Source organism: [Flexibacter] sp. ATCC 35103, assembly GCF_001975985.1.
Taxonomy (GTDB): domain Bacteria; phylum Bacteroidota; class Bacteroidia; order Flavobacteriales; family Flavobacteriaceae; genus Flavobacterium.
The window spans coordinates 373065-394829 of sequence record NZ_MTQF01000007.1; the positions used below are offsets into that span (position 1 = coordinate 373065).

The following is a 21765-nucleotide window of genomic DNA, read 5'->3' on the forward strand; positions in this document are numbered from 1 at the left end:
CTTGTCGGTAAAAAATTTGTAACATTCTAGTTTCTAAAGCACTGTGAATGTTTTTTGAATGCATATAATAACTACACAATACATACAAAATGCCTAAAGACACATCAATAAAATCAGTTTTAATAATAGGGTCAGGTCCTATTGTTATTGGTCAAGCTTGCGAATTTGATTATGCAGGTTCTCAATCTGCACGTTCTATTCGTGAAGAAGGAATTGAAGTTATCTTGATAAACTCGAATCCAGCGACTATTATGACCGACCCAACAATGGCCGATCATGTATATTTGAAACCACTAACTACAAAATCGATTATTGAAATTCTGAAAGAACATCCACAAATTGACGCTGTTTTGCCAACAATGGGCGGACAAACAGCTTTGAATTTATGTTTGGAAGCTGAAGAAAAAGGAATCTGGCAGGATTTTGGAGTAAAATTAATTGGAGTTGATGTAAACGCAATTAATATTACAGAAGACAGAGAGCAATTTAAACAGCTTTTAGAAAGAATTAATGTGCCAACTGCACCTGCAAAAACAGCTACTTCATATTTAGAAGGAAAAGAAATCGCTCAGGAATTTGGGTTTCCGCTTGTAATTCGTCCTTCATTTACACTTGGAGGAACAGGAGCAGCAATTGTTTATAAAAAAGAAGATTTTGATGAGCTTTTAACTCGCGGACTTGAAGCGTCTCCAATTCATGAAGTTTTAATTGATAAAGCTTTAATGGGATGGAAAGAATATGAGTTAGAACTTTTAAGAGATAAGAATGATAATGTGGTAATCATTTGTTCGATCGAAAATATGGATCCAATGGGAATTCATACCGGAGATTCGATCACGGTTGCACCAGCAATGACATTATCAGATACAACATTCCAAAAATTACGTGATTATGCGATCTTAATGATGCGTAGTATTGGTAATTTTGCCGGAGGTTGTAACGTACAATTCGCAGTTTCACCAGACGAAAAAGAAGATATCGTAGCGATCGAGATTAATCCTCGTGTATCTCGTTCATCTGCTTTGGCATCTAAAGCAACTGGATATCCAATTGCTAAAATTGCTTCTAAACTAGCTTTAGGATACAACTTAGATGAATTGCAAAACCAAATTACAAAATCAACTTCGGCGCTGTTCGAACCAACTTTGGATTATGTAATTGTAAAAATACCACGTTGGAACTTTGATAAATTCGAAGGTGCTGACAGAACTTTAGGGCTTCAGATGAAATCTGTTGGTGAGGTAATGGGAATTGGACGTTCGTTCCAGGAAGCACTTCACAAAGCTACTCAATCTCTTGAAATCAAAAGAAATGGTTTAGGTGCTGACGGAAAAGGATATAAAAACTACGAACAAATTATCGAGAAACTAACTTTTGCAAGTTGGGACCGTGTTTTTGTAATTTATGATGCAATCGCAATGGGAATTCCGTTGAGCCGTATTCATGAAATCACAAAAATCGATATGTGGTTCTTAAAACAATACGAAGAACTTTATACTTTAGAGAAAGAAATTTCGAATTATAAAGTATCTAATCTTCCAAAAGAACTTTTACTGGAAGCGAAACAAAAAGGTTTTGCTGACAGACAAATTGCTCATATGGTAAATTGTCTGGAAAGTGAAGTACATACTTTACGTATGGACAAAAATATTAACCGTGTGTTTAAACTGGTTGATACTTGTGCGGCTGAGTTTAAAGCAAAAACACCTTATTACTATTCTACTTTTGAGGCTGAAATCGAAAAAGCAAATGGTGAGCGTTATGTAGATAACGAAAGTGTCGTAACCGATAAAAAGAAAATCATCGTACTGGGTTCAGGACCAAACAGAATTGGACAAGGAATTGAGTTTGATTATTCTTGTGTACACGGAGTTTTGGCTGCTAAAGAATGTGGTTATGAAACGATCATGATTAACTGTAATCCTGAAACGGTTTCGACTGATTTTGATACAGCTGATAAATTATACTTCGAGCCAGTTTTCTGGGAACATATATATGACATTATTCAGCATGAAAAACCAGAAGGTGTTATTGTACAGTTAGGTGGTCAAACAGCTTTGAAATTAGCTGAAAAATTATCTAAATACGGAGTGAAAATCATCGGAACTAGTTTTGATGCACTTGACTTAGCCGAAGACAGAGGACGTTTCTCTGATTTGTTGAGAGAATTACATATTCCTTTCCCACAATTCGGAATCGCTGAAACTGCTGACGAAGCTTCTGCTCTTGCAGATACATTAGATTTTCCATTATTGATTCGTCCTTCTTATGTATTAGGAGGTCAGGGAATGAAAATTGTAATTAACAAAAAAGAATTGGAAGAGCACGTTATCAACTTATTGAAAACGATTCCAGGAAACAAATTGCTTTTAGATCATTATTTGGCCGGAGCAATCGAAGCCGAAGCGGATGCGATTTGTGATGCTGATGGAAATGTGTATATCATAGGAATTATGGAGCACATCGAACCTTGCGGAGTTCACTCTGGAGATAGTAATGCTACATTGCCTCCTTTTAACTTAGGAGAATTCGTGATGCAGCAAATAAAAGATCACACGATGAAAATCGCGAGAGCTTTGAAAACGGTTGGTTTAATCAACATTCAGTTTGCGATAAAAGATGATACAGTTTATATTATCGAGGCAAATCCAAGAGCTTCCAGAACAGTACCGTTTATTGCAAAAGCTTACGGAGAACCTTATGTAAACTACGCTACAAAAGTAATGTTAGGACATAATAAAGTAACGGACTTTGATTTTAATCCACAATTAAAAGGATATGCGATCAAACAACCAGTTTTCTCTTTTAGTAAATTCCATAATGTAAACAAAGCATTAGGACCAGAAATGAAATCGACAGGAGAAAGTATCTTGTTTATTGACGACTTAAAAGACGATCAATTCTATGAATTGTACTCTAGAAGAAAAATGTATTTGAGTAAATAATCTCAAATCCTGATATTAAAAAAGCTCCAATGAAAATTGGAGCTTTTTTGTTTTAATACTGGAAGTTGGTTTATTTAATAAAAATTATTCATTAGAGATTGACATATTATCTCTGGTATTTTTTTGTACTGAAATTGCACCAAAAAGCGCTAATAGAAAAGCAAATGCATAAAAACCTTTTTCGCTTGGTAAAATTGTAGCGTTCCAGAGACCTACAACTAATAGTACAATAGATAATAGTGTACCAAACCAGCAAATTCCGTAATAGATATCTGTTACAGGAAGTTTTTCAAGTCTGTCTCTAACGCTTTTTTGTAATGAAACAACAGCAAACAGACCAAACATTAAAACGGTAAAATAATATCCTTTTTCGTTTAAGAGCATTTCGGCTCTTGCAAGACCAACAATAAATCCAACTGTTCCAGCTCCAAGAGCTACCCAAGATGCCGCTATAAAGGCATTCGATGTTTTTTGTACCATATTAATTTATTTAATTTATGTTTTGGTTAATCACAAATATAAATAAATTAGGTTCTGATTCTAATAAATTACAATAAATGTTATTCAGTATATTCTTCTAAATTGTTAAATAAAAAAAGCTCCATAATCAAGGAGCCTTTTGTTAGAAAAAATAAAGTAAGATAGTTGTTATTGCTTAATCAATTGCTGCAAAGGCTTCAATTGTTCCATATCGATTTTTGATTCTTTTAAAACGGACATTAAAGTCATAATATTGTTTGGGTTCATATTTTTTCCTAATACCCTGACAACTGCAAAGCCGTTTTCTTTTTTATTGGCAAAAACTACGAATTCTTCAATATTGTCATCTGTGCCTACATAGCTTATTGATGCGCCATCTTTACCAGAGCCAAAACTCATTAATTGTTGGTATTTTGGATCTTTTAGAATCGTTTTGACTTTTGCTCTTTCTGCTTCGAACTGAGCTTGATTTGCGGCATTTGCTTTAAAGGCTAAAATATTCATCTTGTCAAATGATTTTAAAGCCTCATTTTGTTCTGCAGATAATTTTGTTTTCTCCACGTTTAAAATACTGGGTGAAAGATCAAGCGCGATAAAATCTTTATTATCGGTATTCTCAACAAAATATTTCTGTAATGAAGGATTAGAATTACAACTTACTAAAGTCAGTATTGCTAAAAGGGCTGAGGTAAAAATGCTGATTTTCATCTTATTTTTTGCCTTTTGAGGCTTTTTTTAGATCAGAACCACCAGGAAGTTGCATCTTGTCTGTAAGTACTGAAATTTCGTTAATATCAAAATTACCTGTTAATGATAATAAAACAGTTTCATCGTTTTTTGCCCCGTCAACATACATCAGTAATTCTCTTACCTGAGAATCTGTTGCTCCGGATTTAACGGATATTCTAACGTTTCTGCCGCCATCATTAATTCGCATTAATTCTTCTAAACCTGCTGTTTTTACATATTTGTCAGCAGAGGCTTTCATATCAGCTTCAATTTTTGGATTTTTAGTGGTAAAAACTTTTAGGTAATCTAATTTTTTAATCAGGTTGATGTATTGTTGTGTTTCCTTGTCAGAAGCATCGACTTTTACTTTACTCATTAAATCGAACATCTTTTTGTTTACAATTACTGAGGTCACATCGTCCTGACCATCAAATTTATCAAATGCTCCCTGTGCATAAAATGCCTGGCTAACGAATGCTAAAACTAGTGTTATGATGAAATTTTTCATTTTTGATTGATTTTAATTACTGTTTAAAAATTTTGTTTTTTGATTGTTCGTATTCTTTAATGTATTGTACACTTCCGATACCTACATTAACATTGTTTGATAATAAGGCTAAAGCTTTTTGCGTTGCTGCAAGTGCTTCTTCCGGATCATCGTAGGTTCCTAATTCTGATTGCGCTATAGCCGGAGGTGCATTTTTTTCGCTCACATAAAAATAGGTCCCAACTCCTAGTAAAACAACAACAGAAGCTGCAATAGATAACCACGCCACATTTCGTTTTTTAGTTTTTAGTGGTATTGCTTCGTCTGTTCGGGCAAGATTTTTGAGTTCCTGCGTCGATTTTTGTTCTTTTACCTGAGAGAAATAACCAAACATAGGTTTGTATTGCTCTAAATGCTGCGCAACATTTGGTGAAGAAAAATAGTCTTTTAATTCTTTTTCCTCTGCAATACTGGTTTCTCCCTGAAAGTATTTTTCTAATATATCTTCTATTTTATTGAATTCCATAACGGTGTGTATTAAGCATTGATTCTCTAATTTTTTTTCTCGCTCTAGAAAGTGCTACCCGAATAGCCGTTTCATTCATGTTGACAATTTTCGCAATTTCATCAAATTCATATTGTTCAACATCGCGTAACTGAATTAATATTTGTAATTGTTCGGGCAATTGACTTATAATTTTTTCTACCCATTCCAGACTATTCGAATCCTCTAATTTTTTATCCAGCTGAGGTTCCCGATCCGTATAATTATTATGAACAATTTGTAGATTTCCGGCTCTTTTAGATTTTAATTGATCCAGGCAATAATTTTTTGTCATTGTCATCGCCAGTGCTTCAACACTACTATACGAGTCTAAATTCTCTTTTTTGTTCCATAATTTAACCATTACTTCCTGCGTTGCATCTTCTGCCTCTTCGGTACTGGTTAGTAATCTTTTTGCCAGACGAAAAACTTTGTCTTTAAAAGGATTTATTAATTCTATAAACACAATTTGGTTCATCTGTGGTTATTTTTTGGTTTTTGGTTAGAAATGATAATCCTGTTTTTAAATCTTTTTTCAGATAAAATTCAGGGTTATTTTCATTTCATAAACAAACCATTATTAGTTCGTTTATATAGTCAAGACGAGACACGATTATTTTTGTTACAAGGCAGATGTAAATTTTAATAAAAAAAAACTCTTTAAAATAATTAGAGTTAAAACTAAAGATACTATTTTTACGTTAATACTACATAGATATCTACTATATGAAAACAATATTAAAGAGTGTACTGTTATTATTTTTGCTTGCATTTTCTTTGCAATCATGTGAAGATCAGGATGATGTTGAGTCTCCTGCAGCTTTACAAGTAAATGATTTTGTCTGGAAAGGATTAAATCAGTTTTATTTATGGCAAGCTGATGTACCTAATTTAGCTGATGATCGTTTTAACACTCAGGAAGCGCTAAATTCTTTTTTAAGAGGATATGCTAAACAAGAAGATTTATTTCAGGATTTATTAAATAAGCCAATCAGCAAATTTCCTAAAGGTCAGGCAATCGATCGTTTTAGCTGGATTGTTGATGATTATACTGTTCTGGAACAAGAACTTCAGGGAACTTCAAAAAATGATGGAGTAGATTTTAGATTGAGTTATAAACCGGGAAGCTCTACAGACCTTGTTGGTTATGTACGTTATATTATCCCGAATTCTGATGCTTCGAAAAAAGAGATTAAGCGTGGTGACCTTTTTAGTGGAGTAAACGGGACACAATTGACAGTTTCTAATTATCAATCACTTTTAGCAGCTGATAGCTATACACTGAATATGGTTTCTTATAACGGAACTACTTTTGAGTCTAATGGAAAAACCGTTTCGTTAGTAAAAACAACTTTAGATGAAAATCCAATTTTTATCAATAAAGTCATTACTTCAGGAAGTCACAAAATAGGTTATTTAATGTATAATGGATTTTATGGTAATTATGATACACAGCTTAACGCAGCTTTCGCCGAATTAAAATCGCAGGGAATTACAGATTTTGTTTTGGATTTAAGATACAACGGAGGAGGTTCTATACAAACAGCAACACGTTTGGCAAGTATGATAACGGGGCAGTTTACCGGTCAGATTTTTTCTAAAGAAAAATGGAATGCAAAAATTAATGAATATTATGAAAGTGAAGATCCTGAATCTCTAAATAATAAATTCGTAGATAAAATAGATGGAGCTGCTATTAACAGTTTAAACCTGACCAAGATTTATATTTTGACTACAAGTGGTACTGCTTCTGCGAGTGAATTAGTTATAAATGGTTTAGTGCCTTATATTTCAGTAGTTCAGATAGGGGAGACGACAGTAGGTAAAAATGTAGGATCTGTTACCTTATATGATTCTCCAACCTTTGGGAAATCAAACAGAAATCCAAATCATAAATATGCGATGCAGCCTTTGGTTTTAAAAATTGTAAACGCAGCTAATTTTGGTGAATATACAGATGGTTTAAAACCAACATACGAGCAATTAGAGCGTATAAGTAACCTGGGTGTTTTAGGAGATTCGTCAGAACCATTGCTTAATGTTGCCATTTCGCAAATTACAGGATCTGGCGCTAAGAAAGCACAAAATGATAAAGGTGTAGCTTTAAAAGTTTTTACAGACGTAAAAGCAATGAGCGGAATGAGAAATCAGATGTTTATAGAAAAAGCTCCGGAAGGGCTCTTAAGAGCATTAAAATAAAAACCAATAAAAAAGGCTTTCATTTCTGAAAGCCTTTTTTAATTAGAATATTCCAAAAACTAATTCTAAAAAAAATAATGATTATTTAGTCATTAAAATAAAAACCATTGGTTCCTACACCAGTAGTTAATTCTTTTTGCAATACCCCAGTTAAATTGTAGATGTAAGCTTTACCATCTGTCGTGAAGCTTCCTTGTGAAACATAAATACGATCATTTTTTACAGCAAATCCATATAAATAAGTCGCAGGTGACGTTACAATTGGTGTTGTTGATGCAGCAGTAGCATTTGTATTTATCGTGTAAACAGAACTTCCTACTGTGTAATAAATTTTACTATTTTCAAGATCCATAAATCCTGCACCACTTAAGCTTTCCGGAAAAGTAATTTTAGTAGTTGTTTTGTCTGCTATTTTTACTTTTACAAGTTCACTTTCGTTTCCAAAACCTCCTTTTAAAATGTATAAAACCCCATTTTCTTCTTCGATACAATCTGCATTAAGACCAATTTGCACAGGAGCATCCAGTTTTTTTGTAGCGATATCAACTACCAATAATTTATCGTTGTAAGAATCAGTGATGTATAGTTTTCCGTCTTTTAATACCACTCTGTTTGCAGTAGAATTTAGATCGATCTTTGATTCATAAGTATTAGTCGCCAGGTTAATTACAGCAACATAATCATCTGTATCACCTGTTGCTGCGTTTTCGTATGAATATGTATTTGCATTTGTAACATACGCTTTACCATCTTTTACAACTCCATATCTTGGATTTAATAAACCAGTTTCGATTTTAGTAATTAATTTAAAAGTATATCTGTTAACTACAGTAATATTGTTAGCTCCGCCAGAAATAATATAAGCATTGTCTCCGTTAAAAAAGATATTTTGCGCAAATTTTCCAAGTATATCATTTCCATTTACAGTTGAGTAAACGTCTTTAGTAAAAGAAGTTAAGTCATTACTTGAAAATGAAACAGTACCTTGTGAAGTTCCTTCATTCAAGATGAAAAAACCATTGTCATAAACTCCTTTTGGAGTATCTTCATCATCATTTGAACACGAAACGAATAACGAAACGCTAAGTGCTATTAAAAATAATTTGCTAAACTTCATTATATTAAAATTTTAAGGTTAAATACATATTAAAATTACGACCAGGCATAGGTCGATATTCCAGACTTTCATACTCTTTATTTAGAAGGTTCAGTACCTGAAAACCAAGTTTGAAAGTGTTGAGAAATTTAAAATCATAATCGATCCCAATGTTCGAAACATTATAATCATTTATAATTTCTGTTGGGTCATTATCTGCTCTGGTGTAAACAAATCCATTAAATAAAAACTGATAATAAGCAGAAATCCTGTTTCTTGAATATGAAACAGATCCTGTAACTTTATTTAAAGGAACATAAAAAAGCTGCTTTTTAGTATCGTCATTTTTTGAAGCCGTGTAAGCATAAGTTGCATTTGCAGCAAAGTAATTTTTGCCATACTGTTTTTTCCAGCTTAGCAATGTTTCAGCGCCGTAGCTGTTTACCTTATCTGTATTTTGTGGAGACCAGATACCGTTGCTTCCCGGAATCCATTGCAATAAATCTTTTATTTTCATGTAATAAAAGGTTTGTGTCAACGAGATATTTCTAAAAGTGAAAACATTTCCAACCTCTGCCTGATAAGAATTTTCAGGTTTTAAATTTGGATTTCCTCCTGTTTCCCAATACAAATCATTAAAAGTAGGGATTCTGAAATTTCGGGATAAATTCAATTTTAGATTATATAATTTGCTAAATTGATAGGAAGATCCCAGAGAAAATAAAACAGGTGATTCATAATTATCTGTAAATTCTTTTCGGATACCAAATTCATTTTTCCAATCGGCAGAAAGTTCTTGTTTTACCAATAAAGCAGTCGAGCTGATTTCTCTGACATGATCTCCAAATCCGCTTCCGTATCCTTTCGTTCTGTTATAATCTAAAATAGCATTTACTTGTGTCGATTTAGAAATTTGATAACCTAAATCTGCTTTTGTGATAAAGCTTTCTGTCTTTCCGTACGTAAAATTATTTGTCGAAATATTACCATAATATTGGTAGTTTTCAAATATATATGCGCCTTTTATATTGGTTGTAAATTTCCCGAAATCACCATCGTATTCTAATAAGTTTCGGTTAAAACCATTAACATATCTGGTTTTAGTTTCAGATTCAGAAATTAATGAAGTATTTCGATCTGTGTTTGAAGTCTGACTGTATAATTTCAGGCTGTTTTTAGTATCAAATTTATATCCAACATTGGCATTGATGGTAATAATATCATACTGACCATTTTGATTCCAGCGTTGCCCCCCTTTCCAGTTGCGTTTATGGATGTACTTATAATCGTTTGTCGAACTGTTTTTAGAAAAACCAATTTGGGCGCTCCATTTATCATTCGAAATGTTAGTTTTATAATTGATTCCAATAGTATTAAAACTTCCGTAATCTAATTTTAAACTGTTTTCAAATCTTTTGTAAAAGGCCAAATCATTGTTTAAGTGAACAGTTCCTCCAACAGCTCCGCTGCCATAAATAACACTTCCTCCACCGGCTTTTACACTTACTGAATTGTAATCAGAACCTGAAATAGTGTTAAAATCAGTACTTCCGTTCATTTGAGAATTAATATTGATTCCGTTCCAGATTACTGCTGTTTGTGATGCCGTAGTTCCTCTAAAAGCAACTGTGGAAAGCATTCCGCGACCATATTCCTTAAAATAAATAGTCGAATTAAAATTTAGTAAATCCGTAAGTAATGCTTCGTTTTTATTGATAATCGAATCATTGAGTTTTAAAACAGATTGTGAATTGGAGTATTTTTTAAGATTTGCATCAGAAACGACAACTTCTTTCAAACTGGTAATAGAGTCTTTCTGCGCCGATATAATCTGGCACAACAACAATAAACAAAAAGCCGAAAGTCTTTTTAAAGTCATAATTTCTACACTCTTTTTCCCGAGAGCTCGATATTTGTTATAAAGGCAGGTCTCCTGGCTTGCGTTTTGTTATTTACCTTCCCATTCGCGGGGGCGAGCAGTGGTTTTGTAGTTAATAACAAACATTCTTTTTCAGAACTTAGCATACAGTTGCGGGTACAGCTCAAGCTTTATAATTACTTGATTCCCTTTTAATGTGTTGATTTAAACACAACCTTAATTTTGTGCAAAGATAAAGTTAAAATTATCGATTTTTCAAATTTGTTTGCCTTTTAGAGCTAAATTCTAAGTGAAATGGCATTTAAAGTACTATTTTTATTACCTGACCAAAATCTACTTTATTATTAAAAGCATCTTTTAATGGTAATAATGTATGATGACATAAGATACTTCTAATAACTCCGGCATGTGCAACTATAATCCTTGATGCTTCTGGTTGTTTTGAAAATTGAGATAAAAAATCACCAACTCTTTTGTGTAATTCGATAAACGATTCACCATTTGAAGCATTGATATTTACAAAATCTTCCATCCAGGGATTGAGTTGCTCCGGATTAATATCGTTCCAGTTTTTCATTTCCCAATCGCCAAAATTCATTTCCATCAATCGATTGTCTTTTTGTAATGAAAGTGCTTTTGTGTTGTTCTGAATATATTCAGCTAAAATTACGCAACGCTTTAGCGGACTCGAGAATATAATCGCTTCTTGTGGTAATTGCGAAACGATATTTTCAAAAATGGGTTCAAAAGGTTCTGCTAATCCTACATCAGATTGTCCGTAGCAGATTCCTTTTTCGCAAATTGTTTCGGTGTGACGAACTAAATAAATTTCCATATAAAAAGAATGCTTAAATAATAAACCACTTCGCAAACTTGCTGCGTCGCACCCAAACAATCGCCCGTATAGCCATCGATCCATTTTTGAAAATAACGAGCTAGAAAATAGCGCATAATAAAAACCGGAAGCAGAGCCAAAAGAAATTTGTACTGAAAATAAGAGAACACAAATAACGGAATCAGTCCAAAGAAAAAAGATCCTGAAATTTCTTTCCAGGTGTGATTTTTCGCAATAGGTTTGCTCTTGCTCGAAGCATCATCTCTCGAATATTCATGTGTAAAAATAATAGAGATTGCAGCAAGACGACTCAAAGCATGAGCCGAAACAAATAAAAGATAAACCTGAAAAACCGCAATACCATTGTCTCCTTTAAAAAGTAAAATAGATTCAGAAAGCAATTTAAATTTCAATAAAAAAAGTAAAACCAAACCAATTGACCCATAAGCGCCAATGGCACTATCCTTCATAATAATCAGGATTTTTTCTTTGGTCCAGCCTCCACCAAAACCGTCACAAACATCAGCAAAACCATCTTCATGAAAAGCTCCGGTTGTTAATACAGAAACAATAAGTGCAAAAATTACAGCCGTTTCTGTTGACAGGAAAAGAGAAAAGAGATAAAATGCGAGAAAAGAAATACTGCCAACAATCCATCCAATTAAAGGGAAATAACGAGTTGCTTTGTTTAAATAGTCAGGATGATGATTAATGTTTTTTGGACACGGAATTCTGGTGTAAAACATTAAACAGGTAAAGAAGATATGTAGTTCTTTTTTCATGAAAATTGATAAATAGTTATTCGGCTAAAGCCATTTTGATGATTACTATATACCAACATCTAAAGATGTTGTCTATTCAAATCTATATTATTTGCAAATCTTGATTTATTAATATGAATATGTTTTTGAATAGTCCCCAGATTTATCTGGGGTTTAAAATTTATAATCAGAAAAGGCTTTAGCCAAATCTATTTATAGATTGTTTTTTTAAAACCCAAATTTGCTAATAATTTCATCATATTCTTCTTGAAAAGTTTTTTTCTTATGGTGAATTTCTTGATTTTTAATATAATCTCTAACCTTATCTATTAGAGATTCTGATACTGAAACCGCAAAATATTCATCTTGCCATTCAAATTTTTCTTTTGTTAATTTATTTTTATTAATCCAAAATGAAGATTCTCCTTTGATAAGCTGTATTATTTTTTGAATATTCTGATCAGCTCCTAAAGAAATTATACAATGGCAATGATCTGAATATCCATTTATAAAATCAACATAAATTCCTTTTTCTTTAGCATTTTCTTTTATATGTTTCCAAACTTTTTGGCGTAACGCAATTGAATCTAAAAAGTGGAATCTGTTTTTTGTACTCCAGACAGAATGAATGTATACTTTTATGAATGCCATATTTGTAGTGTTTTTTCTTACTTAACGAAAAAATATCACTTTAATTACTTCCTGCTGACTCCGGCACTTTCAAAACTTGCCATATCATTCAAAAAAGCTATGGCTGATTGTAAAATAGGAAAAGCAATTGCACAGCCTGTTCCTTCGCCTAAGCGCAAATCAAGGTTTAAAATTGGTTTTGCGTCTAAATAATTTAATAATTTTTGATGTGCTTTTTCAGCAGAGCAGTGACAGAAAACAGCATTGTTTTTTATATTGGGATTAATTTTTGATGCAACCAAAAAGGCAACACTGCAAATAAAGCCATCTACCAAAATCAGCATCTTATGATCAAAAGCAGTCAACATTCCGCTGGCGATTTGTATGATTTCAAAACCACCAAAATAGGCGAGTTGCTGTTTTAATTCGGCTTGACCGGAATAATTTTTAAGGGCATTTTTAAGGATATTTTGTTTCTCGAGTAATTTTTCATTTTCGACTCCCGTACCTTTTCCAACACATTCTTCGATAGGTAAATGGGTTAAAAGACTCATTAAAACAGAAGCTGTAGAAGTATTTCCAATTCCCATTTCGCCAAAACCGATGCAATTAGAACCTGTTTTAGCAATTTGTTCAACAATCGATTTTCCTTTTTCAAAACACAATTGCAACTCTGTGTCACTCATTGCGGGAATATGCAGGAAAGACTGCGTTCCTTTGGCAATTTTAGCAGAAATCAAATTAGCATTTGTGGGAAAATCATAATTCACACCCGCGTCTACAATCGATAATTGAATATCATTTTGATTACAAAAAACATTTATTGCGGCTCCGCCTTCGAGAAAATTAGCAACCATTTGTCTGGTCACATCCTGCGGATAAGCACTCACTCCATGATTCGCGATTCCGTGATCTGCTGCAAAAACAACAATATTAGGTTTTGTTATCTTTGGACTTAAAGTCTCAAAAACCGTTGCAATCTTAAAAGCCAGTGTTTCTAGAGTTCCCAAAGCACCGATGGGTTTTGTTTTAGAATCTATTTTTTCCTGTAAAAGTCTGCTGAATTCACTTTCAGTTTTAATTTCAGATTGGACTTTTAAATCAAAATCTAATATAGAATTTGATATAACATTTTTAATTTCAGTACAAATGGGAGCTTCTGATTTCTGTTTCCAATGCAATTGCTGTAACATGGGCTGATTATCATAATTCGTCGCAGGTTTTCCTATACAAAAATATCCCAGCGGCTCTATATTTTCCGGTAAGTCCAGAATTTTTTTAAACTGATAATAATTCAAAATAGAAACCCATCCCATTCCGTAACCTTGTTCTGTAAGCGATAGCCAAATATTTTGTGCAGCACAAACCGAACTAAATTTTACTGCTTCGTTACTGCCAACAGTTCCAATCGTAAATTGATTTAGAACAGATCGATCATATGCAATTATAAGTCCAATTGGTGCCTCTTCGATTGCTTCTAACTTGAGGGATTTATAGTGTTCTTTTTGTTCCGGATTATCTGTAAGCTCTTCGGCTTTTTTATTATAATCGAGAAATAAATTTTTTACAGCGGTTTTTACTTCGATAGATTTTATGATAAAATATCTCGTAGCATCAGTTAATCCTACAGATGGAGCCCAATGTCCGGCTTGTAGCGCTCTTTCGATCACCTCATCAGGAACTTCATCCGTTGTAAAATGGCGAGTGTCCCGGCGTAATTTTAAAATATCATCTAGGTAACTCATTTTTTGTATAGCTTTTGAATTTGAAGTATTAGTATTTTTATTTTTAACCTTTTATCTTAACCGGAATTCCCGAGACCATCAAAACCACTTCATCAGCATTTGAAGCCAGAAACTGATTCATCCAGCCTTGCAGTTCTGTAAATTTTCTGCCAATATGAGTTTCAGCATGAACCCCCATTCCAATTTCGTTTGTGACAATAATCAATGTTGCATTTTCCTGATTGGCAATTGCAAGGAATTCTTTCTTGGCTTCTTCCAGACTTAAAATTACATCATATTTATGATCTGTAAAAAAGTTTGTTAACCAGAGCGTTACACAATCGATCAGTGCAACTTTTTGGGTAAAATCAATTTGGCTTAAATATTTTTCTTCTTCAATATTTTTCCAGCGTTCATCACGTTCTTTCTGATGGCGATCGATTCTGTTCTTGAAATCATCATCCCATTTTCTGGCTGTAGCGACATATATAGGTGAATCTGAAAGCTGTAAGGCTAAGTTTTGAGCATAACTGCTTTTTCCTGATCGTTCGCCTCCCGTAATTAGGTAAATCATTTATTGATTGTTAATTGTTAGTTGTTATGGCGTTTCCTACGGCCGGGCTATCCGCTTTATTCCCAATTAACAAAAACTACGGCTAAAAAGCCTTGTTTTTTTAAATCGGGAGATATCGCTTCTATCCCTAACGCAAATGACCAATCGTATAAAAATAGATATAAATTTATAACTAATAATTTATAATTAACAATTCAATAAGGGCAATGGCGGCAATCATTTCCACAACAGCTTCCTCTTTTTAGATGAAACCAAGCCTTGAAAACATAATTATTGTTTTCGAGATAATAATCAATTCCTTCAATTAGTTTTTCTTGTTTTGGTAAAGATTTGGCTTTATTCGCCAGGGCTTTTTGTGGTGTAATTGTTTCTATATAAGCATCTATTTTATCTTCGCACGCTTCTTTAAAGCAAACCGGACAAAGACAATCACCTCCTTCAGAAAGATTAAAGATAGGAGGAAAATCATTGCACCAACATTTGTTTTCGGTTGAAATATCGCCACAATTAAAAGAAGATTCACAACCGGAACAAACTTTCGTTTTTATGGTATTCATAAGATAAAGGTGGTATTTGTTGGATTTTGTAAGAATAAAAGTAAACAAAAAAAATAGAAATTGCGTTACCTTTGTCTCTTTCAAAATCTAAATTGTTAAATTAAAAATGATTCAGATTATGGACCAAATCGAGAAAGCAAAAACTATTCCCTAAAAATAAGATAACCTGTTTATGAAAAATTTATTACCTAAATTAATTTTTATTTTACCTTTTTTTATTCTCGTTGGATGTAAAAAGAATGAAACTGCGGAAATTGCAAAAACTGAAATTGCAAAAAACAGTATAGAATATGCTTCCGGACTTTCGATTGTAAAACACGAAGGATATTCAGTAGTGACAGTTTCAGATCCATGGCCCAATGCAAATGCAAAATTTACGTATGTTTTAAAAGAAAAAGAGGCTAAGGTTCCGGACAGTTTACAAAAATACACCACGATAAAAGTTCCATTAGAATCCGTTGTAGTGACCTCAACAACTAATATTCCATTTCTTGAGATGTTAGAAGTCGAAGATAAATTAGTTGGTTTTCCGCACACTGATTATGTTTCATCAGAAAAAACCAGAGTTTTAATAGATAAAGGTGCAGTTAAAAATGTAGGTCAGAACGAAAAGTTAAATATTGAGCAATTGATTGAGTTATCTCCGGACCTAATTGTCACTTTTGGAGTTGATAATAACAATCCGATGTTGGATAATTTAAAGAAAAGCGGACTAACTATTTTGATTCAGGCAGACTGGATGGAGCAATCTCCATTAGGAAAAGCAGAATGGATTAAACTATACGGAGCTTTATTTGGTAAAGAAGAAAAAGCCAAAGAGTTATTTGATAAAATTGTTTTGAGTTACAATCAGGCTAAGAAATTATTAACAGATAAACCCGCAACTGCAACTGTTTTATATGGTGCTATGTATGAAGATGTTTGGTACGTTGCCAAAGGAAACAGCTGGGTAGCACAATTTATGAAAGATGCTCATGCAAATTATTTATGGGCAGACTTAAAAGGTACAGGAAGTGAAGGATTATCTTTTGAAAAAGTTTTAGTAAAGGCAAAAACAGCTGATTTCTGGATTGCTTCAGGTGCCTTTAAAACGTTAGATGAGTTTGGGAAAATTAACACCCATTATAGTCAGTTTGATGCTTTTAAAAATAAAAATGTATATACTTTCGAAGGCAAATCAGGAGCAACAGGAGGAACTGTTTATTATGAATTAGCACCAAGCCGTCCTGATTTAGTACTGAAAGATTATATCAAAATATTTCATCCCGATTTATTGCCAAGCTACGAATTTACTTTTGCATCTAAATTAAACTAAAGGCATTGATCAATAAAAAGCGAAATATAATCCTGTTTTCAATACTTGGTTTAGCACTCTTGTTTATGTTTTTTCTGGACATTAGTTTAGGATCAGTAAGAATTCCGTTTAAAGAAGTTTATACGAGTTTAACAGGAGGTGAGTCCAGCAAATCGACTTGGGAATATATTATCATTAATTATCGTTTACCAAAAGCCATCACGGCTGTTTTGGTAGGTGTAGGATTGTCTATAAGCGGATTGTTGATGCAAACCTTATTCAGGAATCCTTTAGCAGGACCAGATGTTTTAGGGTTAAGTTCCGGAGCAATTCTGGCCGTTGCAGTTGTAATTTTAGGAGCAGGTTTTTTACCCACATTTTTAAACGGGATTCTTTTGTCACCTTACGGAATTGTACTTGCTTCAACATTAGGAAGTGTTTTGGTTTTAATGTTGGTTTTGTTAGTAGCACAGCGATTGCGAAACACAATGGCAATTTTAATAGTTGGTCTTATGTTTGGTAGTTTTACCAGTGCTATAGTTGGAGTCTTAACCTACTTTAGTTCAGCTGAACAATTGCAGAAATTCACCTTTTGGTCTTTGGGAAGTTTAGGTAATCTTTCCTGGACATCAATTGCCATTTTATCAGTTTGTATTATTTTAGGTTTGCTTTTAAGTGCCAGTAGTATAAAACCTTTGAATGCATTGCTTTTAGGTGAGAATTATGCCAAAAGCATGGGTTTGAATTATAAAAGGGCACGACTAACAATTATATTTGCAACAAGTATTCTGGCAGGAAGTGTTACTGCTTTTGCAGGTCCTATTGCTTTTATTGGTTTAGCAGTTCCGCATATTGCAAAGCTGACTTTTCAAACCAGTAATCATACGGTTTTATATTGGAGTACGTTTTTTTATGGCGGAATAATTATGCTCTTTTGCGATATGGCATCGCAATTACCAGGATTAGAGACCACATTACCAATTAATGCCATTACCTCTATAATAGGTGCGCCTGTTGTAGTTTGGTTATTAATGCGAAAAAGAAATTTTCAGTAAAATCATTTTGCCACAGATTAAAAAGATTCTCACAGATTTTAAAATCATTTTAATCCTTATAATCGGTGGCAAGAAAACTTAGCAACTTTAAAAATGAATACTATTTTAAAGACCTCAAACTTAAACATTGGATATACATCCAAGAAAGAAATGGTGGTTATTGCTGAAAATCTAAATCTAAATTTAATTTCAGGAAAACTAATTTCATTAATTGGAGCAAATGGAATTGGAAAATCAACCTTATTACGCACAATTACCGGAATCCAGCAACCTTTAGGTGGAAGCGTTTTTTTGAATGATAAAAATATAAATACATATAAACCTTTAGATTTAGCCCAAAATCTAAGTTTGGTTTTAACCGAGAAGTTACCACCAAGTAATCTTTCTGTTTTTGAGTTGGTGGCGTTGGGTCGTCAGCCTTATACAAACTGGATTGGCACATTGACATCAACCGATGTAGAAAAAGTTCAGGAAGCTTTAGAATTAACTCAAATCGAACATCTGGCTCAAAAAAAACATTATGAAATTAGCGACGGACAATTGCAAAAGGTTTTAATTGCAAGAGCTTTGGCGCAGGATACACCACTAATTATTCTGGATGAACCTACAACACATCTGGATTTATTGCATAAAGTAGCCTTATTCAAATTATTGAAAAAGTTAACGCAGGAAACCCAAAAGTGTATTTTATTTTCGACACATGATATCGATCTGGCGATTCAGTTAAGTGACGAAATGATTATTATGATGCAAGATCTAGTAGTTCAGGATGAACCTTGTAATTTAATTGAAAAAGGAAGTTTTGCCACTTTATTCAAGGACGAACATATTATTTTTGATGCAGAAAAAGGGAAGTTTATAATTACCTAAAAGTTGGATGTCCCAGCGGGACGTCATATTTATAGAAATGTAAATTACAATCAATAGAGCCCCGTAGAGATGAAATATATATCGCGCCGCTGGAGCTTCGCCTTAGAAATTTAATATGAGCTATAAATATAACGCTCCTCAGGAGCTTACAATTATCTTAAACCTTTTATGCAATTATAATTACCTAAAATTTAGAAGTCCCAGCGGGACGTAATATTTATAGAAATGTAAATCACATTCAATAGAGCCCCGTAGGGGGTGAAATATATATCGCTCCGCTGGAGCTTCGCGTTAGAATTTAATATGAGCTATAAATATATCGCTCCTTCGGAGCTTACAATTATATATTAAACCTTCAACCCAATTTGTCTTTTAGCTTCTCCAACTACAAAAGCTACTGAATTGGCGATATTAAAACTTCTGATTAATTTCGACATAGGTATCGTTAAGTGATTTTCGAAACGAGCCAAAACTTCGGGACTTAAACCAACGCTTTCTTTACCAAAAACCAACCAGTCTCCGTCTTGAAAATCGGTTTCCAGATATGATTTTTCGGCATGAGAACTCATCAGGAAAACACGTGATTGATCTGGAATCTGATTGATCCATTCTTCTATGTTTTGATATTCGGTTACATCAAGATGTACCCAATAATCCAAACCGGAACGTTTCAGGTTTTTATCATTAATCACAAATCCAAAAGGATGAATTAAGTGCAGTCTACTTTCTGTGCCTACACACAAGCGACCAATATTTCCGGTATTGTTAGGGATTTCCGGTTCTACAAGAACAACGTTTAACATTATTGTTTATTTGTTTAATTGGTTAATAGTTTAATCGGTGAAATTGTTAGTCAATCAATCTTTAATTCAAACTCATCCAACAATCCAGACATCGAATTATCTAATTTTCAAATTAACTCATTATCTAATTTAAAAAAATCCTGAACCTCTAAAACCTCACCGGCTTTTAAGTCCTGCAAATATACATTTCCTATACGAACACGAACCAATCTTAAAGTTGGAAAACCAACTGCGGCAGTCATTTTTCGAACCTGGCGAAACTTTCCTTCATTTACCGTAATTGATGCCCATGAAGTTGGACCATGCCGTTCGTCGCGTATTTTTTTTGCTCTTGGACCAAAATCCGGAATTTCGGTCACAATAAAAGCACTACAAGGTTTGGTTTTGTATTTTCCGCCATCAAAACCAATTTCTACGCCTTTTTGCAATTCTTCGATGGCTTCTGGTGTAATAACGCCGTCAACCTGAACATAATATTCTTTGTCGACTTTTTTACTTCTTATTTGTTCGCTTATTTTTCCGTCAGTAGTGAGTAAAAGCAACCCTTCAGAATCTTCGTCAAGTCTGCCAATAGCCATTGTACCCATCGGAAAATCATGCAATTCGCCTAAAAGCTTTTTCTTTCTTTTTAATTCATATATAAATTGGCTGAGATAGCCGTAAGGTTTAAAAAGAATGAAGTGTCTATGCATGTTTTATTTTTTTGCAAAGATAGTTTTGTTTGAGAAGGAATTAAAAATATTGATCAAATAAACTAAAAGCAATGTTAAAGCACTTAGTTTTCAGCTTAAGAATTCGTAATATTATAATACTAATACTAAAATACAAAATTATGGAAACTAATAATTTAGGATCAAAAAAGATAAATGGAGTTCAAAAAAATATAGATGAATCTAAAGGAAAAAATATTTCTCACGATAAGGAATCACAAGAATCTAAGTTGAAAAAAGAAGTTGTTACCGATAAAAGCGGCAATAAAGAAGTAGTAGAAAGAGCCCGAAATGAGAACGAAGATATTAAGGAAGTGAAAGGCGACGTAAACACAAAAAACGCAAATTCTAATCGAGGTGTGAATACAGAGGAAGAAGCAAAGAAAACAGTAGAAAACAAAGATAGAAACTCAGATATTACGCCTAATCGTTATTCTAATTCTAATCCCGAAAGTCACAAGGATCGCGGAAACATGAAATTAGATGAAGATAGTAAATAAGCAAAAAATATTTGATTTTCGTAATCATAATGTAAAATAACATTTGATTATGAGAAAATCTTAATCTTATTGTAAACCCTGAATTTCTTATGGTCGTCCCTGAAGATCTTCGTAAATTGTAAGTATAAATTTTAAATATATTAAAGATGGCACTTTTAGAAAACAAGGTTGCTTTTGTATCCGGCGGAGGTTCAGGAATTGGACGCGCGGTGGCAGAAGCGTACGCTCGAGAAGGAGCAAAAGTAGTACTTTCAGATATTAACGTAGATCACGGCGAAGAGACCGTAAAAATTATAAAGGATAAGGGTGGAGAAGCTTTTTTTGTAAAAGGAGATTCTTCAATTGCAAGCGACAATAAACACATGGTTGAAGTAACCGTTTCTAAATATGGCCGACTTGATATTTCCTGCAATAATGCAGGAATGGGTGGTCCTGCCAAACCAACGGGTGAATATGAACCCGAAGCATGGGATAAAGTAATTGCCTTAAATTTAAGTGGTGTTTTCTATGCTTGCCGTTATCAATTAGAACAAATGGAAAAAAATGGCGGAGGAAGTATTGTAAATATTGCTTCTATTCACGGTCAGGTTGCAGCGCCTCTTAGTCCGGCTTATACGGCTTCGAAACATGGAGTAGTGGGGTTGACTAAAAATATTGCTGCTGAATATGCACAAAAAAATATTCGTTGTAATGCAGTTGGTCCCGGTTATATCGAAACGGCTTTGCTAAAGGATAATCTAAATAAGGAAATGATGACAGCCATTGCTGCAAAAGCTCCGATGAACCGTTTAGGAACTGCCGAAGAAATCGCCGAACTGGTAGTTTTTTTAAGTTCAGAAAAATCTTCCTTCACAACCGGAAGTTATATCATCGCCGATGGTGGATATACTGCAATTTAAAGTTTTTTAATATAAAATATAAAGGCTGTCTTACTTTAAGATAGCCTTTTTTTATGTCTTTACTTAAAATAAATAAGGTTTTATCTTATTAAAATAAAATGATAAAGTAAATTCTTTCAATAATATATAATTGTTTAAAGTGACGATAAGTTTGGTGAATACTCAGTCATTTGTGCAATAAATTGATATTTATT

At 33.4% G+C, this 21765-nt stretch carries 22 protein-coding genes and 1 riboswitch; of the genes, 7 read left to right on the forward strand and 15 right to left on the reverse strand.

Going from position 1 to position 21765, the window contains the following annotated elements; genetic code table 11:
• Window positions 1-89: 89 nt before the first annotated feature.
• The gene (carB, locus tag BXU01_RS16940) at window positions 90-2945 is read left to right on the forward strand and encodes a carbamoyl-phosphate synthase large subunit (protein ID WP_083694264.1); all 2856 of its coding nucleotides are present in this window, start codon (window positions 90-92) and stop codon (window positions 2943-2945) included.
• A gap of 84 nt (window positions 2946-3029) precedes the next feature.
• Here carB and yiaA read toward each other — a convergent pair whose 3' ends face one another.
• From yiaA to BXU01_RS16965, 5 genes are all read right to left on the reverse strand, one after another.
• The gene (yiaA, locus tag BXU01_RS16945; protein ID WP_055091841.1) at window positions 3030-3425 is read right to left on the reverse strand and encodes an inner membrane protein YiaA; all 396 of its coding nucleotides are present in this window, start codon (window positions 3423-3425) and stop codon (window positions 3030-3032) included.
• Between the two features lie 168 nt (window positions 3426-3593).
• Window positions 3594-4133 carry a DUF4252 domain-containing protein gene (locus BXU01_RS16950; RefSeq protein ID WP_083694265.1) on the reverse strand — a complete coding sequence of 180 codons (540 nt, stop codon included), beginning with the start codon at window positions 4131-4133 and terminating at the stop codon, window positions 3594-3596.
• Between the two features lies 1 nt (window position 4134).
• Complete coding sequence (locus tag BXU01_RS16955; RefSeq protein WP_083694266.1) at window positions 4135-4662, reverse strand: DUF4252 domain-containing protein; 528 nt, start codon at window positions 4660-4662, stop codon at window positions 4135-4137.
• Window positions 4663-4678: 16 nt separating this feature from the next.
• Complete coding sequence (locus BXU01_RS16960; protein WP_083694267.1) at window positions 4679-5167, reverse strand: hypothetical protein; 489 nt, start codon at window positions 5165-5167, stop codon at window positions 4679-4681.
• On the reverse strand, window positions 5154-5663 hold the full coding sequence (locus tag BXU01_RS16965; protein WP_055091832.1) for an RNA polymerase sigma factor: 510 nt from the start codon (window positions 5661-5663) through the stop codon (window positions 5154-5156). Before BXU01_RS16965 ends, BXU01_RS16960 begins: the two co-directional genes overlap by 14 nt.
• A 248-nt stretch (window positions 5664-5911) precedes the next feature.
• Here BXU01_RS16965 and BXU01_RS16970 point away from each other — a divergent pair, with 248 nt between their 5' ends.
• Window positions 5912-7384 carry a S41 family peptidase gene (locus BXU01_RS16970; protein WP_083694268.1) on the forward strand — a complete coding sequence of 491 codons (1473 nt, stop codon included), beginning with the start codon at window positions 5912-5914 and terminating at the stop codon, window positions 7382-7384.
• A gap of 85 nt (window positions 7385-7469) precedes the next feature.
• Here the strand turns inward: BXU01_RS16970 and BXU01_RS16975 are convergent, their stop codons facing one another.
• The 8 genes from BXU01_RS16975 to BXU01_RS17010 all read right to left on the reverse strand — a co-directional run bounded on the left by BXU01_RS16975 (window position 7470) and on the right by BXU01_RS17010 (window position 15440).
• Window positions 7470-8501, reverse strand: coding sequence for a YncE family protein (locus BXU01_RS16975; RefSeq protein WP_083694269.1), 1032 nt, complete (start codon window positions 8499-8501; stop codon window positions 7470-7472).
• Between the two features lie 4 nt (window positions 8502-8505).
• Window positions 8506-10359 (reverse strand): TonB-dependent siderophore receptor, encoded by a 1854-nt coding sequence (locus BXU01_RS16980; RefSeq protein ID WP_083694344.1) that lies wholly within the window; start codon window positions 10357-10359, stop codon window positions 8506-8508.
• 26 nt (window positions 10360-10385) lie between these two features.
• Window positions 10386-10593: riboswitch (cobalamin riboswitch) on the reverse strand.
• A gap of 67 nt (window positions 10594-10660) precedes the next feature.
• Window positions 10661-11194: an alpha-ribazole phosphatase gene (cobC, locus tag BXU01_RS16985; protein ID WP_083694270.1), complete on the reverse strand. Its 534-nt coding sequence runs from the start codon at window positions 11192-11194 to the stop codon at window positions 10661-10663.
• On the reverse strand, window positions 11179-11976 hold the full coding sequence (locus tag BXU01_RS16990) for an adenosylcobinamide-GDP ribazoletransferase (protein WP_083694271.1): 798 nt from the start codon (window positions 11974-11976) through the stop codon (window positions 11179-11181). Before BXU01_RS16990 ends, cobC begins: the two co-directional genes overlap by 16 nt.
• Window positions 11977-12183: 207 nt before the next feature.
• Window positions 12184-12606 carry an IS200/IS605 family transposase gene (tnpA, locus tag BXU01_RS16995; protein WP_083694272.1) on the reverse strand — a complete coding sequence of 141 codons (423 nt, stop codon included), beginning with the start codon at window positions 12604-12606 and terminating at the stop codon, window positions 12184-12186.
• Window positions 12607-12650: 44 nt separating this feature from the next.
• Window positions 12651-14330: a nicotinate-nucleotide--dimethylbenzimidazole phosphoribosyltransferase gene (cobT, locus tag BXU01_RS17000; protein WP_083694273.1), complete on the reverse strand. Its 1680-nt coding sequence runs from the start codon at window positions 14328-14330 to the stop codon at window positions 12651-12653.
• A 43-nt stretch (window positions 14331-14373) separates the two neighbouring features.
• Window positions 14374-14883, reverse strand: coding sequence for a bifunctional adenosylcobinamide kinase/adenosylcobinamide-phosphate guanylyltransferase (gene cobU, locus BXU01_RS17005; protein ID WP_083694274.1), 510 nt, complete (start codon window positions 14881-14883; stop codon window positions 14374-14376).
• Window positions 14884-15077: 194 nt separating this feature from the next.
• Window positions 15078-15440, reverse strand: coding sequence for a DUF5522 domain-containing protein (locus BXU01_RS17010; RefSeq protein ID WP_083694275.1), 363 nt, complete (start codon window positions 15438-15440; stop codon window positions 15078-15080).
• A 172-nt stretch (window positions 15441-15612) separates the two neighbouring features.
• On the opposite strand from BXU01_RS17010, the gene BXU01_RS17015 reads away from it, so the two are divergent.
• The 3 genes from BXU01_RS17015 to BXU01_RS17025 all read left to right on the forward strand — a co-directional run bounded on the left by BXU01_RS17015 (window position 15613) and on the right by BXU01_RS17025 (window position 18659).
• Window positions 15613-16755 carry an ABC transporter substrate-binding protein gene (locus BXU01_RS17015; protein ID WP_083694276.1) on the forward strand — a complete coding sequence of 381 codons (1143 nt, stop codon included), beginning with the start codon at window positions 15613-15615 and terminating at the stop codon, window positions 16753-16755.
• A gap of 5 nt (window positions 16756-16760) precedes the next feature.
• Complete coding sequence (locus BXU01_RS17020; protein WP_369819569.1) at window positions 16761-17789, forward strand: iron chelate uptake ABC transporter family permease subunit; 1029 nt, start codon at window positions 16761-16763, stop codon at window positions 17787-17789.
• Between the two features lie 93 nt (window positions 17790-17882).
• Window positions 17883-18659: an ABC transporter ATP-binding protein gene (locus BXU01_RS17025; protein WP_083694278.1), complete on the forward strand. Its 777-nt coding sequence runs from the start codon at window positions 17883-17885 to the stop codon at window positions 18657-18659.
• Window positions 18660-19006: 347 nt separating this feature from the next.
• Here the strand turns inward: BXU01_RS17025 and BXU01_RS17030 are convergent, their stop codons facing one another.
• Window positions 19007-19462, reverse strand: a complete 456-nt coding sequence (locus tag BXU01_RS17030) for a tRNA (cytidine(34)-2'-O)-methyltransferase (RefSeq protein ID WP_083694279.1) — start codon at window positions 19460-19462, stop codon at window positions 19007-19009.
• 107 nt (window positions 19463-19569) lie between these two features.
• Window positions 19570-20154 carry a pseudouridine synthase gene (locus BXU01_RS17035; RefSeq protein WP_083694280.1) on the reverse strand — a complete coding sequence of 195 codons (585 nt, stop codon included), beginning with the start codon at window positions 20152-20154 and terminating at the stop codon, window positions 19570-19572.
• 140 nt (window positions 20155-20294) lie between these two features.
• On the opposite strand from BXU01_RS17035, the gene BXU01_RS17040 reads away from it, so the two are divergent.
• Complete coding sequence (locus BXU01_RS17040; protein WP_083694281.1) at window positions 20295-20672, forward strand: hypothetical protein; 378 nt, start codon at window positions 20295-20297, stop codon at window positions 20670-20672.
• 146 nt (window positions 20673-20818) lie between these two features.
• A complete protein-coding gene (locus BXU01_RS17045; RefSeq protein ID WP_056246624.1) occupies window positions 20819-21571 on the forward strand; it encodes an SDR family NAD(P)-dependent oxidoreductase in 753 nt (250 codons plus the stop codon).
• Window positions 21572-21765: the final 194 nt, after the last annotated feature.

Bases quoted from the DNA above. Each gene is read 5' to 3' on its own strand.
- cobC (WP_083694270.1), bottom strand. From the start codon at position 11,194: ATGGAAATTTATTTAGTTCGTCACACCGAAACAATTTGCGAAAAAGGA.
- carB (WP_083694264.1), top strand. From the start codon at position 90: ATGCCTAAAGACACATCAATAAAATCAGTTTTAATAATAGGGTCAGGT.
- BXU01_RS16980 (WP_083694344.1), bottom strand. From the start codon at position 10,359: ATGACTTTAAAAAGACTTTCGGCTTTTTGTTTATTGTTGTTGTGCCAG.
- tnpA (WP_083694272.1), bottom strand. From the start codon at position 12,606: ATGGCATTCATAAAAGTATACATTCATTCTGTCTGGAGTACAAAAAAC.
- BXU01_RS17045 (WP_056246624.1), top strand. From the start codon at position 20,819: ATGGCACTTTTAGAAAACAAGGTTGCTTTTGTATCCGGCGGAGGTTCA.
- BXU01_RS16950 (WP_083694265.1), bottom strand. From the start codon at position 4,133: ATGAAAATCAGCATTTTTACCTCAGCCCTTTTAGCAATACTGACTTTA.
- BXU01_RS17010 (WP_083694275.1), bottom strand. From the start codon at position 15,440: ATGAATACCATAAAAACGAAAGTTTGTTCCGGTTGTGAATCTTCTTTT.
- BXU01_RS17025 (WP_083694278.1), top strand. From the start codon at position 17,883: ATGAATACTATTTTAAAGACCTCAAACTTAAACATTGGATATACATCC.
- BXU01_RS16970 (WP_083694268.1), top strand. From the start codon at position 5,912: ATGAAAACAATATTAAAGAGTGTACTGTTATTATTTTTGCTTGCATTT.
- BXU01_RS16955 (WP_083694266.1), bottom strand. From the start codon at position 4,662: ATGAAAAATTTCATCATAACACTAGTTTTAGCATTCGTTAGCCAGGCA.
- yiaA (WP_055091841.1), bottom strand. From the start codon at position 3,425: ATGGTACAAAAAACATCGAATGCCTTTATAGCGGCATCTTGGGTAGCT.
- BXU01_RS16960 (WP_083694267.1), bottom strand. From the start codon at position 5,167: ATGGAATTCAATAAAATAGAAGATATATTAGAAAAATACTTTCAGGGA.
- BXU01_RS16965 (WP_055091832.1), bottom strand. From the start codon at position 5,663: ATGAACCAAATTGTGTTTATAGAATTAATAAATCCTTTTAAAGACAAA.
- BXU01_RS17030 (WP_083694279.1), bottom strand. From the start codon at position 19,462: ATGTTAAACGTTGTTCTTGTAGAACCGGAAATCCCTAACAATACCGGA.
- BXU01_RS17035 (WP_083694280.1), bottom strand. From the start codon at position 20,154: ATGCATAGACACTTCATTCTTTTTAAACCTTACGGCTATCTCAGCCAA.
- BXU01_RS16990 (WP_083694271.1), bottom strand. From the start codon at position 11,976: ATGAAAAAAGAACTACATATCTTCTTTACCTGTTTAATGTTTTACACC.
- cobU (WP_083694274.1), bottom strand. From the start codon at position 14,883: ATGATTTACCTAATTACGGGAGGCGAACGATCAGGAAAAAGCAGTTAT.
- BXU01_RS17015 (WP_083694276.1), top strand. From the start codon at position 15,613: ATGAAAAATTTATTACCTAAATTAATTTTTATTTTACCTTTTTTTATT.
- cobT (WP_083694273.1), bottom strand. From the start codon at position 14,330: ATGAGTTACCTAGATGATATTTTAAAATTACGCCGGGACACTCGCCAT.
- BXU01_RS17040 (WP_083694281.1), top strand. From the start codon at position 20,295: ATGGAAACTAATAATTTAGGATCAAAAAAGATAAATGGAGTTCAAAAA.
- BXU01_RS16975 (WP_083694269.1), bottom strand. From the start codon at position 8,501: ATGAAGTTTAGCAAATTATTTTTAATAGCACTTAGCGTTTCGTTATTC.